Annotated in this window: 10 protein-coding genes; 5 read left to right on the top strand and 5 right to left on the bottom strand. The window is 72.7% G+C overall.

The annotated features are described in order from the left end of the window. Nucleotides 1-7: 7 nt before the first annotated feature. On the bottom strand, nt 8-3,358 hold the full coding sequence (locus DMB42_RS43370) for an AAA family ATPase (RefSeq protein WP_125645403.1): 3,351 nt from the start codon (nt 3,356-3,358) through the stop codon (nt 8-10). A gap of 48 nt (nt 3,359-3,406) precedes the next feature. Continuing rightward, nucleotides 3,407-4,603 carry a cytochrome P450 gene (locus tag DMB42_RS43365; RefSeq protein ID WP_125645401.1) on the bottom strand — a complete coding sequence of 399 codons (1,197 nt, stop codon included), beginning with the start codon at nt 4,601-4,603 and terminating at the stop codon, nt 3,407-3,409. 139 nt (nt 4,604-4,742) lie between these two features. Between DMB42_RS43365 and DMB42_RS43360 the strand changes: the two genes are divergently transcribed. The 3 genes from DMB42_RS43360 to DMB42_RS43350 all read left to right on the top strand — a co-directional run bounded on the left by DMB42_RS43360 (nt 4,743) and on the right by DMB42_RS43350 (nt 8,148). Continuing rightward, on the top strand, nt 4,743-6,260 hold the full coding sequence (locus tag DMB42_RS43360) for an FAD-dependent monooxygenase (protein ID WP_260478293.1): 1,518 nt from the start codon (nt 4,743-4,745) through the stop codon (nt 6,258-6,260). Between the two features lie 32 nt (nt 6,261-6,292). Further along, entirely contained in the window at nt 6,293-7,252 is a 960-nt protein-coding gene (locus tag DMB42_RS43355) for an NAD(P)-dependent oxidoreductase (protein WP_125645396.1), read from the top strand. 146 nt (nt 7,253-7,398) lie between these two features. Then, nucleotides 7,399-8,148: a sulfite exporter TauE/SafE family protein gene (locus DMB42_RS43350; RefSeq protein ID WP_125645395.1), complete on the top strand. Its 750-nt coding sequence runs from the start codon at nt 7,399-7,401 to the stop codon at nt 8,146-8,148. 26 nt (nt 8,149-8,174) lie between these two features. Here DMB42_RS43350 and DMB42_RS43345 read toward each other — a convergent pair whose 3' ends face one another. Both DMB42_RS43345 and DMB42_RS43340 read right to left on the bottom strand, forming a co-directional pair. Continuing rightward, the gene (locus tag DMB42_RS43345) at nt 8,175-8,894 is read right to left on the bottom strand and encodes a hypothetical protein (protein WP_125645393.1); all 720 of its coding nucleotides are present in this window, start codon (nt 8,892-8,894) and stop codon (nt 8,175-8,177) included. Nucleotides 8,895-9,129: 235 nt separating this feature from the next. Further along, nucleotides 9,130-9,708, bottom strand: a complete 579-nt coding sequence (locus tag DMB42_RS43340; protein ID WP_125645391.1) for a TetR/AcrR family transcriptional regulator — start codon at nt 9,706-9,708, stop codon at nt 9,130-9,132. 145 nt (nt 9,709-9,853) lie between these two features. Between DMB42_RS43340 and DMB42_RS43335 the strand changes: the two genes are divergently transcribed. Together DMB42_RS43335 and DMB42_RS56170 are read left to right on the top strand one after the other, a co-directional pair. Then, nucleotides 9,854-11,383 (top strand): MDR family MFS transporter, encoded by a 1,530-nt coding sequence (locus tag DMB42_RS43335; protein ID WP_221762635.1) that lies wholly within the window; start codon nt 9,854-9,856, stop codon nt 11,381-11,383. 173 nt (nt 11,384-11,556) lie between these two features. After that, nucleotides 11,557-14,460, top strand: a complete 2,904-nt coding sequence (locus DMB42_RS56170; RefSeq protein WP_125645389.1) for an AAA family ATPase — start codon at nt 11,557-11,559, stop codon at nt 14,458-14,460. Here the strand turns inward: DMB42_RS56170 and DMB42_RS43325 are convergent. Next, on the bottom strand, nt 14,457-16,098 hold a 1,642-nt coding region (locus DMB42_RS43325), incomplete at its 5' end, for a M28 family peptidase (protein ID WP_221762626.1). The genes DMB42_RS56170 and DMB42_RS43325 overlap by 4 nt on opposite strands.

The following is a 16,098-nucleotide window of genomic DNA, read 5'->3' as shown; positions in this document are numbered from 1 at the left end:
AGCCGGGTCACAGGCGCCAGGTGATGGCCTCGGTGGGCTGATAACGGCAGGCGGCGCCGGTCGAGACAGTGGCGCGGAGGTGGGCGGCCAGCTCGGGGTGGGTCTGGGTGAGTTTGCGGAGGGTGTCGCGGATTCTGGCCGTCACCGTCTTGCGGGCGCGTTCGGCTTCGTCGCCCAGGCGTCGGGAGCGGCCTCCCAGGCCGGCGGCGGTGCGCAGTTCTTCCAGCAGGGCGGCTCGTTCGCGGTCGTGCTCGGCCGCGCGGTCGTCGTCGCCGCGTTCGGTCGCACGGTCGATCTCCTCGTCGAGGAGGGACAGGCGGTGGCGGTAACGTGCCTTGGCCTCCTCGTCCAGCACGGCGTCGCCGCCCATCTGGCGGGCGGCCAGCACCACGTCGCCGCCCTCGGGGGCGAGCAGGTGTACGGCGGGGATGTCGGCGCCGGGGTGGCTGAGGAGGTTGTGGAGGTCGCGCAGGCCCTTGGCGTCGGGCATGTGGGCCACCCGGCCGGCGAACCCGAGGGTCCAGACCTCGCCGTCCTTCCGGAAATCGCCTGACATCGGACCGCCGTCATGCGCTGTGGCGCCTCCCGCGTCGCCCTGCCCGGATGGTGTTCCGGGGCCGCGGGCCGGGGGCGAGAGGCGTACAGAGGGCGGCCCGAGACGGCCGGCCACGGCGGCGTCGCGGCCCCCGGCAGCGGCACCGCCGTCAGCGTGGGCACCGCCGTCAGGGCGGGCAGCGTCGTCGGCCTCAGGACCGTCACCAGGTGCGGCGGAGGAGGTTTGGCGGTCGGTGGACGGCTGCGGGAGGGAGTCGAGGACGTGGAGCATGCCCAGTTCGGTCGCCTCGCGGCGGACCTCCGCCAGCAGGGAGGCGGCCCGGCCGTGATCGCCGGGGGCGGCGCGGCCCAGGAGGGCCTCGGCCAGGCGGGCGCGGGCCAGGACCGACCACGGGCGGGCACGCATGCGGTCGGCCGACCGGTACGCCTGCGTGAACCCCTCGACCGCCTCCTCCCACCGCCCCTCGGCCAGGTCGAGCAGCGCGATCCACAGGTCGTAGGGCCCGCTGATGTCCCACCCGTAGTAGGACACCACCCACAGCCCCCGGTACGGCAGCAGCGCGGCCCGCGCCCGCCCGGCCAGCTCCGGATCGCGGGTGGCGGCGGCCAGCTCGGCCTGGAAGCGCAACCACAGCGGCTCGGTCATGCGCTCGGCCGGCTCGCCGGACTCGTGGTGGCGCAGCGCGGTGCCGACGTCGCCCGCCTGGAGGGCGGTCAGCGCCTCCAGCAGGCCCCTGTCGGGGTGGCTGCTGGACCTGAGCCTGCGCAGGACGTCTTCCTGCTCCTCCACCTTGCCCTGGAGCCAGAAGATCGCCCAGCGGTGGTGTTCGAGCATCACGTCGAAGTCCTGGTGCGTGCGGTCGAGCGACAGCCCGGCCATCAGCTCCTCGGCCTCGGCGAAGCGGCCGCCGAGCGCGGCGACGATGCTGGCGTCGACGGACGTGGTCAGGTTGAGGTGGGCGTCGTCGGTGTCGCGGCCCCTGGCGGCGTAGTCGTGGAACTGGGCGAGGTAGCGCGGGTCGCCCTCCTCGATCATGGCCACCCAGCGCAGGGCGGACGCGTAGTGTTCGAGGTCGTGGTCGGAGGTGCGCCGGGCGACGTCGAGCAGCTCGCCGGTCAGGGCCACGCGCTCGCCCGCGGTGCCGGGGCCCCAGATGATGTCGTGGTGGACCCACAGGCTGAAGGTCAGGGCGTCGTCGTCGCCGCCCTTGCGGGCCTGGGCGGCGAGGTGGAAGACCAGGTCGCTGGCCAGGCGGTCGTCGGGGACCGGATGGCCGACGAGCTCGTGGTGGGCCCGGCGCAGCCGGTCGAGTGACTTCTCCTGGCCGTATTGGGAGCGGAAGACCAGCGCGACGCGGGCGCTCAGCTCGGGGTCGTCGAGGCCGGCGGCGAGCGAGCCGGCCTGCTCGAAGAGGCCTCGCGCCTCGTCGGGCGCGCCGCGGTGGCGCCGCTCCTGGCCGAGCTCCAGGCAGATCAGCGCGCGGCGGCGGGGGCCGGCCGCGGCGCTCACCTCGTAGGCGCGGCGCAGGTGGCCGAGCTCCTCCTCGCTGGCCAGGCGGCCGCGGGCGGCGCGGGCGGCGGCGTGGAGGAGGTCGATCGCGCGCTCGGGGGTGACGCGGTCGCCGGCGAGGTAGGCGTGTCTGGCCAGGTCGCTCGGCAACACCCGGCGGGCCAGGTCGGGGGTGCCGTCGAGGGCGCGCACCACGGCGGCGTGCAGGTCGCGTACGTCGGCGACGGCGTCGTAGAGGGTCTCGCGGACGAGGTCGTGGGCGAAGGCGAACCGGCCGCCGCCCTTGGTCACCACCAGTTTGGCGATCACGGCGAGCTCAAGGAGGCGGTCGACGTGCGCGACGGGGGCGGCGACGGCGGCGGCCAGCACCTGGCGGTGGAACTCGCGCCCGAGCACGGCCGCGGCGGGCAGCAGCTCCGACACCGGACGCGGCAGGAGGGACAGGCGGCGCAGCAGCGCGTCGCGGACGCCGGGCGCGACGGCCGTGGCCGAGCCGCCGCTGCGCCACAACCGGGCCGTCTGCTCGACGAAGAACGGGTTTCCGCCCGTACGCACGTGGACCTCGGCCACCAGGTCGGCGGGCGGGTCGTGGCCGGCGGTGCGGGCCATGAGGGCGCCGACACCGGCCTCGTCGAGACCGGTGAGCGTGATGGAGGTGGCCTTGGCGACCAGCGGGGACAGCAGGTCGCGCAGCGGGTGGTCGACCGGCTCGACCTCGGCGTCGCGATAGGTGCCGATGAGCAGCAGGCGCTCGAACCAGGTCTGCCGGGCCGCGAACTCCAGCAGCCTGAGCGAGGCGGGGTCGGCCGCGTGGAGGTCGTCGACGACGATCACGAGCGGGTGGTGCTGCGTGAGGGCGACCAGGGCGGTGGTGACCGCGTCGTAGATCTGGAACGCGGACACGGACTCGGCGTCGGCGGCGGTGACCTCAAGGTGGGGCTGGGTGGCCGCCGTCTCGCCGAGCCGGGTGGCCAGGCTGCCTCCGGCCGCCCGCTCGGCCTCGGCCCACGCCTCGGGGGCGGCCGAGCGGCGCAGGGCGCGCAGGACCTGGACCCACGGCCAGTAGCCGGGGGCGCTGCCGGAGTCCCAGCAGGCGCCGCCGACCACGAGCGCGCCCCTGCGCCTGGCCTCGGCGGCGGCGCTGGTGACGAGCGTGGTCTTGCCGATGCCGGCCTCGCCGGTGACGAGGACGAGCCCGCCGTGGCTCTCGATCACCCTCGAGATCTCGGCACGGAGCAGCGCGGCGGGGTGATCCCTGCCGATCAGCTCGTGTGGCGTCGCTTCGCTGGGCATGACACTCGCACGTTATCCGCCGCCACCGACAAACTGTGTGACGCGCCGCTACCAGGCGACCTCCATGGCGGTCAGGCCGTAGACGACGTTGTAGGAGCGGAACTCCGGGGTGGCGTCGGTCACGCGCAGGCCGGGGAAACGTGCGAAGAGCGCGGGGAAGGCGATCTTCATCTCCATCCGGGCGAGCGGCGCGCCGAGACAGTGGTGGACGCCGTGGCCGAAGGCGACGTGGCCGGGGGCGCCGCGGGTGATGTCGAGGGTGTCGGGGTCGTCGATGAAGCCGGGGTCGCGGTTGGCGGCGGGCAGCGAGCACAACACCATCTCGCCCGCGCCAATGGTCTGGCCGCCCAGCTCGACCTCGGTGGTGGTGTACTTGATGGTGCCCGAGTGGACGATGCTGAGCCAGCGCAGCAGCTCCTCCACCGTCGCGTCGATGCGCTCGGGCTCCTTGCGCAGGAGTTCGAGCTGCTCGGTGCGGCGGAGCAGGGCGAGCGTGCCGAGCGAGAGCATGTTGGAGGTCGTCTCGTGCCCGGCGAGCAGCAGCAGGTTGCCGATGCCGACGAGCTCGCTGGTGGTCAGGTCGTCGCCGTGCTCGCGGATGAGCATGCCGAGCAGGTCCTCGCCCGGGTCGGTGCGCATGCGGGTGACCAGCTCGCGCATGTACGCCCGCGACTCGAAGTTGGCCGCGATCCGCTCCTCGACCGGCAGCGCCAGGTTCAGCATGCGCCCCGTACGGCTCTGGAAGTCGGCCCGGTCCTCGTACGGGACGCCGAGCAGTTCGCAGATCACCAGCGACGGGATCGGCAGCGCGAACGACGACACCAGGTCGGCCGGGGAGCCCGCGGCCTCCATGGCGTCGAGGTGCTCGTCGACGATGTCCCTGATGCGGGGTTCCAGCCGCCTCATACGCCGGATCGTGAACTCGGGCGTCAGCATCCTGCGCAGCCGCGTGTGCTCGGGCGGGTCCTGGCCGAGGAGGTTGCCCGCGCGCAGCTCGGCGAGCTGCTCCTCGGTCAGCTCGGGTGCTCCCGGCATGCGCGCGGCGCCCTGCCTGGCGAGCTTGAACCGTTCGGCGTCGCCCAGGACCTCGCGGACGTCGGCGTACCGGGTCACCATCCAGGCCTCCAGGCCGAGGAGGACGTCGATGCGCTTGACGCGTTCCTGGTCGCGCACCTCGCCCAGCTCGGGGGCCGGGTTGAACTCCACCCGCCGCATGTGCAGCGGCACCGCCGAGGACTCAGTCATGAAACGACGGTAACAAGTCCGGGGGCCGTCCTCTAGATCGTTCCCGATCGGTGATCAAGCCGATGGTTTCGGGCAGCTTGACGTGGGAGGCGCGGCGCTTGGAGTATGCCCATGATCAACGTGAGAAATGGGAGCAAACGTGCGCCAGACCGACATACCGGTGTTGATCTCCGGAGGCGGGCCCGTGGGGCTGGCGACGGCTGTGGAGCTGGCCCATCACGGGGTGCGCAGCATGGTGGTCGAGCCGCGCGAGAGCGTGTCGTGGCTGCGTCCGCGCGCCAAGACCACCTCGGCCCGGTCGATGGAGCTGCTGCGCAGGTGGGGGCTGGCCGAGACGCTGCGTGCCCGTTCGCCGCTCGCGGTCTCCTGGTCGGACGCGGCGGTGTTCACGACCGGCCTGCTCGGCCGCGAGATCACCAGGATCGGCGGCTGCTTCGGCCTCGACCTGACCGGCTCCGACCTGGCCGCCGAGCCGGGCCAGCAGGTGCCGCAGCCGATCGTCGAGGAGGTGCTGCGGGAGGCCGCCGCTGACGCGCTGCTCACCGGCTGGCGGGTGGCCGGCCTGCGCGAGGACGCCGACGGCGTCACCGTGGACCTGACCTCCGCCGCGGGCGACACCCGCGAGGTACGCGCCGCCTACGTCGTGGGCTGCGACGGCGCCCGCAGCGTGACGCGCGAGGCCATCGGCGCCCGCTACGAGGGCAGGCAGGACGCCAGGCCCAACTTCAACGTCGTCTTCCGCGCGCCCGGCCTGGCCGACCGCGTCCCGCACGGCCCGGCCGTGCACTACTGGGTGCTGAACCCGGCCCAGCCCGGCATGCTCGGCCGCCTCGACCTGGAGGACCTGTGGTGGTGCATCGCCCAGGGCGTCCCGGCGACGGGCACCGACCCCGTACGCCTGGTGCGCAACCTGGTCGGGGCCGACGTCGAGGTCGAGATCCTGGCCACCGACCCGTGGACGGCGCGCATGTTGCTGGCCGACCGGTACGCGGGCGGCCGGGTGTTCCTGGCGGGCGACGCCGCGCACCAGAACCCGCCCTACGGCGGCCACGGCTTCAACACCGGCATCGGGGACGCGGTCAACATCGGCTGGAAGCTGGCCGCCGTACTGAACGGGTGGGCGCCGGCGTCTCTGCTGACCAGCTACGAGGCCGAACGCCGGCCGGTCGCGGCGGCCACGATCGAGGCGGCCGCGGCCAACATGGCCACGCTCGCCCCCGAGCTGGCCGATCCCGCGCTGATGGGGTCGGAGCCGGAGTTCGAGCGGGTGCGCCCGGCGGTGGCCGAGGCGGTGCGGCGGACCAAGGACAGCGAGTTCCACAGCCTGGACCTGGTGCTCGGGTACACCTACGACGGGTCGCCGGTGGTGGCCGGCGGGTGCGGTGAGCGGCTGCCGCATCGGTGGCTGGCTCCCGGCGAGTCGCTCTACGACCGGCTCGGGCCCGCGTTCAGCCTGGTGGGCGACCTGTCGTCACCGCAGGCGAAGGTGCTGGTGGAGCGGGCGGCCGAGCTCGGCGTGCCGCTGCGCGAGGTGGACCTGCCGGACGCGCCGGGGACGCTGGCGCTGGTACGGCCCGACCAGCACGTCGCCTGGCGCTCGTCGGCGCCCGGGGACGCGGCCCACGCCCTGGACCTGGCGGTCGGCCGCCCGTCCTGAACCCGGGCTCCGGGGCGGTCTAGGCTGGGCGCATGCGTGCAGTGGTGATCGGGGCGAGCGGGCACATCGGCACCTACCTGGTCCCGCGCCTGGTGGACGCGGGACACGACGTGGTCGCGGTCAGCCGGGGCAAGCGGGAGCCGTACACGCCGCACGGCGCGTGGGAGCGGGTCACCACCGTGGTCGCCGACCGGGAGGCCGAGGAGGCCGAGGGCACGTTCGGACGGCGTATCGCCGAGCTGGAGGCCGACGTCGTCGTCGACCTCATCTGCTTCACCGAGGCGAGCGCCCGCCACCTGGCCGGCGCGCTGGCCGGGCGGGTCCGGCAGTTCCTCCACTGCGGCACGATCTGGGTGCACGGCCCGAGCACCCGCGTCCCGACGACCGAGGACCGCCCGAAACGTCCCATCGGCGAGTACGGCCGCCAGAAGGCCGCGATCGAGGCGTACCTGCTCGATCTTGCCGCGCGTACGGGATTTCCCGCCACGGTGGTCCATCCCGGGCACATCACCGGCCCCGGCTGGATCCCGGTCAATCCGGCGGGCAACCTCGACCCGGCCGTCTTCCAGGCGCTGGCCGACGGCGAGGAGGTCCGCCTGCCCAACCTGGGCATGGAGACCGTCCAGCACGTCCACGCCGACGACGTCGCCCGGCTGTTCATGGACGCGCTGAACAACCCGGCCGCGGCCAAGGGCGAGAGTTTCCACTCGGTGGCCGTCACCGCTCTGACGCTGCGCGGTTACGCCGAGGCGGTGGCGGGCTGGTTCGGCAGGGAGGCGCGGTTGTCGTACCTGCCGTGGGAGCAGTGGCGGGAGACGGTGTCGGAGCGGGACGCCCGCGTCACCCACGACCACATCGCGCACAGCCCCCACTGCAGCATGGAGAAGGCCGGACGCCTGCTCGGCCACCACCCCCGGCACACCTCGCTGGAGGCGATCTCGGAGGCGGTCGACTGGCTGTTCAGGGCGGGCACGCTCAGCGGGCCTCGTTGACGCGGCGGCCCCGCGCTCTGACCTGGGGTTACGATGAGCGGGAGCGCGGCGGGCCGTCCACGGGCAGCATCGGCGGGCTCTCGCAACCGTCTCAAATGACGAAACGTTTCATCTTATAAGATAAGACTGTTCTAGAGTCACCCGCCATGACACCTTGGGAGACGGCCGCGGTCCTCGCGGCCGGCATCGCCGCCGGGGGCATCAACGCCGTCGTCGGATCCGGATCGCTGATCACGTTCCCGACGCTGCTGGCCGTCGGGCTGCCGCCGGTCACGGCCAACGTCTCGAACAACATCGGCCTCGTGCCCGGCGGCGTGACCGGCGTCATCGGCTACCGCGCCGAGCTCAGGGGTCAGCGCGGCCGGCTGCTCCGCCTGGCCTCGGCCTCCGCGCTGGGCTCGCTGATCGGCGGGCTGCTGCTGCTCAACCTGCCCGAGCGTACGTTCACCGGGGTCGTCACGGTGCTGATCGGATTGTCCTGCGTACTGGTCGTGGCCCAGCCCAGGATCAGCCGGCTGCTGGCCAGCCGCCCGCGCACGGCGCACGGCGGCCCCTGGTTGTGGCTGGGCGTGCTGGCCGCCGGCGCGTACGGCGGTTACTTCGGCGCGGCGCAGGGCGTGCTGCTCATCGGCCTGCTCGGCATCTTCCTCGACGAGGAACTGCAGCGCGTCAACGCCGCCAAGAACGTGCTCTCGCTCGTGGTCAACTTCACCGCCGCCGTCCTGTATACGCTGGTCGCCGACGTCGACTGGTGGGCCGTGCTGCTGGTGGCGCTCGGCTCGACGATCGGCGGGTTCCTCGGCGCCCGGGTGGGCCGCAAGCTGCCCGCGCCGGTGTTGCGCGGGGCGGTCGTCTGCATCGGCGTCGCGGCGATCGTCAAGCTCCTGGCCGCCTAGCGGTCACGGGTGCCGCCTGGCCGGATCTAACCGGCCATCCCCACGAAGAACGCGACCGGGACCAGCGCGAACGTGAGGGCGAGCGCCCACCAGCGGGGCGCGGGTCCCGTACGGAGCGCGGCGACGCCCATGGGCACGAAGGCGACGGCGAGTCCGGCCAGTGCGACCAGCGCGATCGGGTCGCTGCTGCCCTTGAGCACGCCGAGCGGCAGCCCGGCGGCCAGGGCCAGCGCGACGCACCTGGCCACGCCGAGCGGTCCGGCCCCGAACGCCCTGGCCCGGAAGGCCCCGACGGCGAGCACGATCCAGCCGCCCATGATGCACACGTTGACCGCCTTGAACACGTGGAACGCCCCGTACGTCGCGGTGACCACCCGCTGGGCCTCCTCCGGCCCGAGCGCGTCCACGAGTTGGAAGGCCAGATGGCTCACCCCGGCGTGGAACACCCTGCCGAACAGTCCCAGCATCGCCAGCACCACACCCCACCTGGCCAGGGCCGGATGCACGTCGCCGATCACGCGGCCGAGCGCGGTCACGGCGGGCCACAACAACACGACGCCGGCGGCGTACAGGCTGTAGGAGAGCACCATGCGGCCGGGGTCGGCGGCGTAGGCGGCGAGCTGGCCGGGGAAGAAGTCGTCCGCGCCGGAGCGGACGAGAACCCCGGCGAGCAGCAGCGCCGGGCCGAGCACCAGCCCGGCGCCCTCCGTCCAGCGCCCGGGGACGGTGATGTGCGTGATCGTCATGCCTGCCATTCAAGTGACGGGCGCGTCCGGGCACATTGGCGCAGGCGCGAGAGCCCGTACTACACCTGGCACTACCGCCCTTCCCCGGGCATGAAAGTTTCAGGCGTTCCCGCAGGTCAGGACGGGTGAGCGAGGCCCTCTCATTGACGTGCCCGACGCGGCGTCCGAGCATGACGCTCCTGACCCCTCACCGGCGCCCGCCACCACACCCGGCGGCGGGCGACGCCGGGACGTGTCAGGCGAAGGGGTGGGAGATCTCGTCGAGCATTTCGGTCATGACGGCCTGGAGTGAGCGGGACTGGCGTTCCTCCACCCACAGGTGTGAGCCGAGGCGCAGCGCCGTGAGGAAGGCGGCCGCCATCACCTGGGAACGCACCGGGCTCTCGCGCTCGGAGATCGCCTGGGCCAGGTCGCGTTCCAGCGCCGCGTGGTTGGCGAGTTGCCGGGCGAGCAGCGACGGGTGCCGCTTGGCCAGGCGGGCGCGTACGGCCCACTCCCGCGCCGGCTCGCCCACCTCCGCGAACACGTCGTCGATCGCCCCGCACAACGCCTGCCAGGCCGTACGGCCGGCCGGCTGGGCGCGCACCTTCTCGACCAGGTCGCGGATGCGCTGCTCCTCGCCGTAGAGGACGGCGTCCTCCTTGCCGGCGAAGTAGTTGGAGAACGTGCGGCGCGAGATGTTGGCCGCGTCGGCGATGGTCTCGACCGTGACGGCGTCGAGCCCGTGCTCGCCGACCAGCCGCATCGCCGCCTCGTGCACGGCCTGCCGCGTCTCGGCCTTCTTGCGCTCGCGCAGCCCGCCGGTGCTGTCCATGATGCGCTCAGCCTACAGTCCGGGAATATATGCTCAATGCGCAAACTTTCCCATTGGGCATTGTTTCTAGACGCAGAGGAGACCGCGCGTGAGCGCACCGACGGCACCGGCCGCACCACCAGGCCAGATGAGCCACCGGCAGATCATGGAGGCCCTGAGCGGGCTGCTGCTCGTCCTGTTCGTGGCGATGATCAGCGGCACGATCGTCTCGGTCGCGCTGCCGCAGATCATCGGCGCGCTGAACGGCACGCAGTCGCAGTACACGTGGGTGATCACCGCTTCGTTGCTGGCGTCCACGGCCTCCACCCCGATCTGGGGCAAGCTGGCCGACCTGTTCAGCAAGAAGCTCCTGTTGCAGATCTCTATCGTGATCTTCATGGTCAGCTCGGTGGCCTGCGGCTTCGCCCAGGACACCGCCCAGCTCATCGCCTTCCGCGCCCTCCAGGGCCTCGGCATGGGCGCGTTGCAGGTGCTGGTCCAGGTGATCATCGCGGCGATGATCAGTCCGAAGGACCGGGGCAAGTACAACGGCTACCTCGGCGGCGTCATGGCCGTCGCGACCGTGGCCGGGCCGCTGCTCGGCGGCCTGATCGCCGACACCTCCTGGCTCGGCTGGCGCTGGTGCTTCTTCGTGGCGGCGCCGTTCACCGTGATCGCCTTCTTCCTGCTGCAGAAGACCCTGCGGGTGACCCACGTACGGCGCGAGGGCGTCAAGGTCGACTACGTCGGCGCCACGCTGATCGCGCTCGGCGTGAGCGTGCTGCTCATCTGGGTGACCTTCGTGGGCAACTCCTTCGACTGGCTGTCCTGGCAGACCGCCGTGATGGTGCTCGGCGGCGTCGCCGTCCTGGCGATCGCGACCTGGGTGGAGACCGTGGTCAGGGAGCCGGTCGTGCCGCTGCACGTCATCCGCCGCCGCACCCCGGCGCTGGCCATCCTGGCGAGCCTCGCGGTGGGCATGGCGATGTTCGGCGGCTCGGTCTTCCTCGGCCAGTACTTCCAGATCGGCCGCGGCTACAGCCCGACCGAGGCGGGGCTGCTGACGATCCCGATGATGCTCGGCGTGCTGCTGTCCTCGGCGATCTCCGGGCGCATGGTGTCGCGGAGCGGGAACGTCAAGCCGTACATCGTGACCGGGGCGATCGTGCTGACCGTCGGGTTCCTGGTGTTGTCCACGATGGACCACGAGACCTCGCTCGTGCTCATCGCCGCCGCGATGGTCCTGGTCGGCGCGGGGGTCGGCATGTCGATGCAGAACCTCGTCCTCGCGATCCAGAACACCGTGCCGCTGCGCGAGCTGGGCGCGGCCAGCGGGGCCGTCACGTTCTTCCGCTCGCTGGGCGGCACGGTGGGCGTGTCGGTGCTCGGCGCGGTGCTGGCCAACCGGGTCGCGACCGGCATCACCGAAGGGCTGGCCAAGGCGGGCATCGACCCGGCCAAGGCGGCGGCCGGCGGCAAGAGCACGCTCAACATCGCGGCGCTGCCCGAGCCGTTCAAGGGCATCGTCCGGGCCGCGTACGGCGACGCCACCGGGCACATCTTCCTCATCTCCGCGGGCATCGCGGTGGTCGGCGTGATCGCCACCCTGTTCCTCAAGCCGACCAAGCTGCGTGACAGCGTGGACCTGGCCGAACCCGCTCCGGCAAACGACGACAAGGCGCCCGTGGCCCCCTGACGGGCCCGGCCGTGCAGGGCATGGCGGCCGGAGGCGCCGGGGCCCATACTGTGGTCATCGGCGCCACCGGGAGCCGGGTCCGGCCGGAAACCAGAGGGTTGACCCGCGCTGACCCGTGGTGGATAACAGTATTCCGACAGGGGGAGTAAACCTGCACTGTTACGGAGACCCCGATGACAAGCCTGGCTTCTCCTGGGTTGGTCGGGCGTGACGCACAGTTACGCTCGCTCACCGACGCCATCACCGGACCACCGGCCGTCATCCTCGTGCAGGGCGAGGCGGGCATCGGGAAGACCCGGCTGGTCAGAGCCGCGCTCGACCTCCTGCCCGACGGCGACCGCACGGTCCTGATCGGCCACTGCCACCAGATCCGCGAGCCGTTCCCGTACGGCCCGGTGTTCGACGCGCTGCGCCACATCGGCGGCGCGCTGCCGGAGACCGGCGCGCTCAACCCGGTCACCGGCGCCCTGCGCGGCTACCTGCCGGAGCTGGCCGGGCATCTGCCGCCCGCGCCGTCGCCGCCGCCCCTGGACGACCCGCGCGCCGAGCGCCACCGCCTGTTCCGCGGGGTGCACGCGCTGCTGGACGCGGCGGGGCCCGCGGTGCTGGTGATCGAAGACCTCCATTGGGCCGACGACGGCACCCGCGACCTGCTGCGCTTTCTCACCGACCAGCCGCCGGCCGGACTGGCGCTGGTGGTGACGTTCCGCAGGGAGGGGCTGCCGGTGCCGGGGCTGCCGTTCGGGCACGCGTACCGGCGGCCGCCGGGGGTGCGCAGCGAGGTGATCTCGCTGACGCCGCTCGACGTCGAAGGGGTGCGCAGCCTGACCGGGGCCCTGCTCGGACGTTCGGCGCTGACCTCCGACTTCGTCACGAAGCTGCGCGACCGCACGGCGGGGGTGCCGTTCGTGATCGAGGAGGTGGTGCGCTCGTTGCTCGACGACGAGGGCCAGTTACTCGGCGGCGAGGAGGAGCCGGAGGTCCTGGAGCGCATGGCGGTGCCGCTGCTGCTGCGCGAGGCGATGGCCGAGCAGCTCACCGGCCTCTCGCCGGCCGCGCTGCACGCGGTGCACGCCGCCGCCGTGCTGGGGCTGCCCGCCGACGAACAGCTCATCGCCGCCGTCTCCGGCCACCCCCTGGGCGACGGGCTGAGCCAGGCGCTGAAGGCCGGCGTACTGCTCGAACACCAGGACAGCCAGTACGGCTTCCGCCACGCCCTCGCCCAGCAGGCCGTCTACGACGCGATCCCCGGCCCCGACCGGCGGCTCACCCACCAGCGGGCGGTGACCGCGCTGTCCGCGCTCGACCCGCCGCCGCTCGTCCAGCTCGCCCACCACGCCAGGCGGGCCGGCGACTTCGACTCCTGGCAGCGCCACGGCTCGGCGGCGGCCGACCACGCCGCCGCCATCGGCGACATCCCGCTCGCGGTCGAGGTGCTGGCCGGGATGCTGGCCGACCCGAAGCTCCCGCAGGACGCGCGCGGCCCGCTCGCGCTGCGGCTCAGCCGGGTCGCCGCGATCGGGTTGTCCTACCGGCGGGTCGTACGGTCGCTGCGCCACCTGCTGGCCGAGGACTTCCTGTCCCGCCAGGTACGCGGCGAGGCCCGGCTCAACCTGGGCGTCTTGCTGTCCAACCAGGCGGGCGTGGTCGCCGCGGGCCGCCAGGAGATCCTGCTCGCCCTCCCCGACCTCCAGGACCGGCCGAGCCTGGCCGCCCGCGGTCTGGCGCTGCTGGCGATGCCGGCGTGGGGCGGCGAGCCGCTGGCCACGCACGAGGAGTGGATGAACCGGGCGGAGAAGCTGCTGGCCACGGTCGAGGACCAGGACCCCGAGCTGACCGCCGCCGTGCACGCCAACAAGATCAGCCTGGCCATGATGCTGGGCTCGCCGGACGCGTTCGAACTGGCCGCGACGCTGCCCGCGAACGACCCGTCGGCGGCCGTGCGCAGGCAGGTGGCGCGCGGCTACTCCAACCTGTTCGACGCGGCCATCGCGCTCGGGCACTACGCGGCGGCCGAACGCTTCGCCGATCAGAGCAGGCGCATCGCCGAGGAGACGGGCGCGCTCTATCCGGTGTTCCTGGTGGAGATGTCGTCGATCAGGCTCGCCCTGCTGACCGGCCGCTGGGAGGGGCTGCGGGAACGGGCCGTCGCGGCGGTCGAGATGACGCCCGAGGCGCCGCTGCTGGCCGTGGACGCCCGGCTCGCGCTCGGCATGCTGGCCCTGGCCAGGGGTGAGTGGGAGGAGGCCGCCGAGCACCTGGTGGCGGCGGGGGTCAACGACGTGGAGTCGGGGTTCCTGCCGGTCACCGCCGTGGCCTCGGGCGGCCTGATCGAGCTGCACCTGACCCGCGACTCGCCGCACGAGGCGCTGGCCGAGGCCGAGCGGGGAGTGGCCAGGCTGCGGCGCAAGGGCATGTGGGTGTGGGGCGACCAGCTCGTGCCGCCGGCCGTGGCGGCCCTGCTCAAGGCCGGGCGGGCGGAGGACGCCGCCGAGCTGGTGGCCGAGTTCGCGGCGGGCATCGAGGGCAGGGACGCGCCGTCCGCGCACGCGGGGCTCGACGCGGCGACGGGCGCGCTGGCCCAGGACCGGGGCGCGTACGAGGAGGCGGCCAGGTGTTTCGCCAGGGCGCGGGCGGCGTACGAGGCGATGCCCCGGCCGTACAGCGTGGCGCGGACGGCCGAGTCCGAGGCGGCGGCGCGGTTGTCGATGGGCGACCGGGCGCGGGCCGCCGACCTGATCGCGGACGCCTGCGAACGGTACGCCGGTCTGGGCGCGACCCACGACGCCGCCCGCTGCCGCCACCTGCTGCGCGAGATCGGGCCGGGCAGCGCTCCGCGCAGGGGCAGGAAGGGCCGCAGCGGGGTGTTGTCGCCACGGGAGGCCGAGGTGGCCAGGCTGGTCGCGCTGGGCCGGACGAACCGGGAGATCGCCGAGGTGCTGTTCCTGTCGCGGCGGACGGTGGACACGCACGTCGCGCGGGTGCTGCAGAAACTCGGTGTACGCACCCGCAACGACGTGAAGGAGCCCCGGCCGGATGACCGGCCGGGGCCCCCTGCTTCGGAGTCCGACGGTTAGACCGTGATGCTCCAGGAGTCCAGGAAGCCGGTGTCACCGAGGTAGACGTCCTCGATGTCGAGCGTCCAGGTTCCGGCGGCCTGCTGGCTGACCGGGACCGAGAAGGTCCTGGTGCCGTACTGCGTGCAGGTGGTGCCGCCGTAGGCGTCGACCACGTACCAGGTGCCGTTCGGGCCGCGGAGCCAGATGTCCAGGTCCTCGGCGCAGGTGTGGCTGATCGTGATGGAGACCTTGACCGGGGAGGCCGCGGTGCCCGTCGCGGTGGAGGTGATCGAGCTCTGGGTGTTGGAGTAGTCCCTGATCTGGTAGTCGGTGTCGTTGGTGAACGTCCGGCCACCCGAGGTGCCCTGGACGGTCAGCGCGTACGACGTGGTGTGCGTCGCCGTCTCACCCGTGCCGGTCACGGTGACCGTGTAGGCGCCCGCCGGGGTGGTGGGCGAGGTCGCGATCGACAGGGTGGACGAGCCGCCCGACGTGATGCTGGCCGGGCTGAACGACGCCGTGGCGCCGGTCGGCAGGCCGCTCGCGGACAGGTTCACCGTCTGGGCGGTCCCGTTCGTGGTGGTCGAGCCGATGGTCGTCGTGGCGGTGGAGCCGGCCTGCACCGTGCCGGAGCCGGGGTTGGCCGAGAGCGAGAAGTCACGCGGCTGCGTGGTCCCGCCGACCGCCTGCTTCCAGATGGCGTACGCCGCGGCGTCGGCCGCCCGGTCGAGGACGGTGTCGTTGATGTTGGAGGTGGTGTCGCAGGAGGAGTGGTAGCAGGAGTCGTACGCCCGGTTGGCCGTGCCGCCCCACTTGGTCGCCTGCGCCGAGGTCTTGATGGCGCTCGCGCCCGCCGCCACGCCCGAGCTGGCGATGCCCGCGTTGCGGAAGGAGGCGTCGTCGGAGCGGTTGGCGCCCTCGGTGTTCTCCTCCGGCTGCAGGTTCAGCTTGTCGTAGAACTCCTTCAGGAAGGACGCGCCCGTGGTGGTGATGTTGTTGATGAAGTAGCCACCGTTGGTCGAGCCGACCATGTCGTAGTTGTAGTAGACCTTGATCTTCGTCCGGTCGGCCGAGCTGAGGGAGGCGACGTAGGCCTCGGAGCCGTTCAGGCCCTGCTCCTCGTCGGTCCACCAGCCGAACCGCACGTGCTTGGTGAGCGTGGGGTTCTGCTGGGCCAGGGTCAGCGCGACCTCGAGAAGGGTGGCCGAGCCGGAGCCGTTGTCGTTGATGCCCGGTCCCGCGGACACGCTGTCCAGGTGAGCGCCGGACATGATGACCTGGTTGGCGTCGCCGCCGGGCCAGTCGGCGATCAGGTTGGGGCCGGCGCCGCTGGTGCAGTAGGAGACGCTGCAGGTCTGGCGGGTCACGGTGTACCCGGCCGCCTGGAGCTTCTGCTCGACGTAGGAGACCGACTGCAGGTAGCCGTTGCCGGTGGACCTGCGGTTGCCGCCGTTCGCGGTGGCGATGCTCTGGAACTGCGACAGGTGCGTCTTGACGTTCGCGACGCTGACGTCAGGCGGGTCCTGGCCGCCGGGGCCGCCGGGGCCTACCGTCAGGGTGTACGTCGCGGTGTGCGTGGTCGAGCCGGTGCCCGTGACGGTGATCGAGTACGTGCCCTGTGCCGTGGAGGCGCCGACCGACAGGGTCAACGCCGAG

Origin of the sequence: Nonomuraea sp. WAC 01424 (genome assembly GCF_003947315.1) — a bacterium.
Lineage (GTDB): Bacteria > Actinomycetota > Actinomycetes > Streptosporangiales > Streptosporangiaceae > Nonomuraea > Nonomuraea spiralis.
This window is presented reverse-complemented; position numbering and strand designations above follow the sequence as displayed.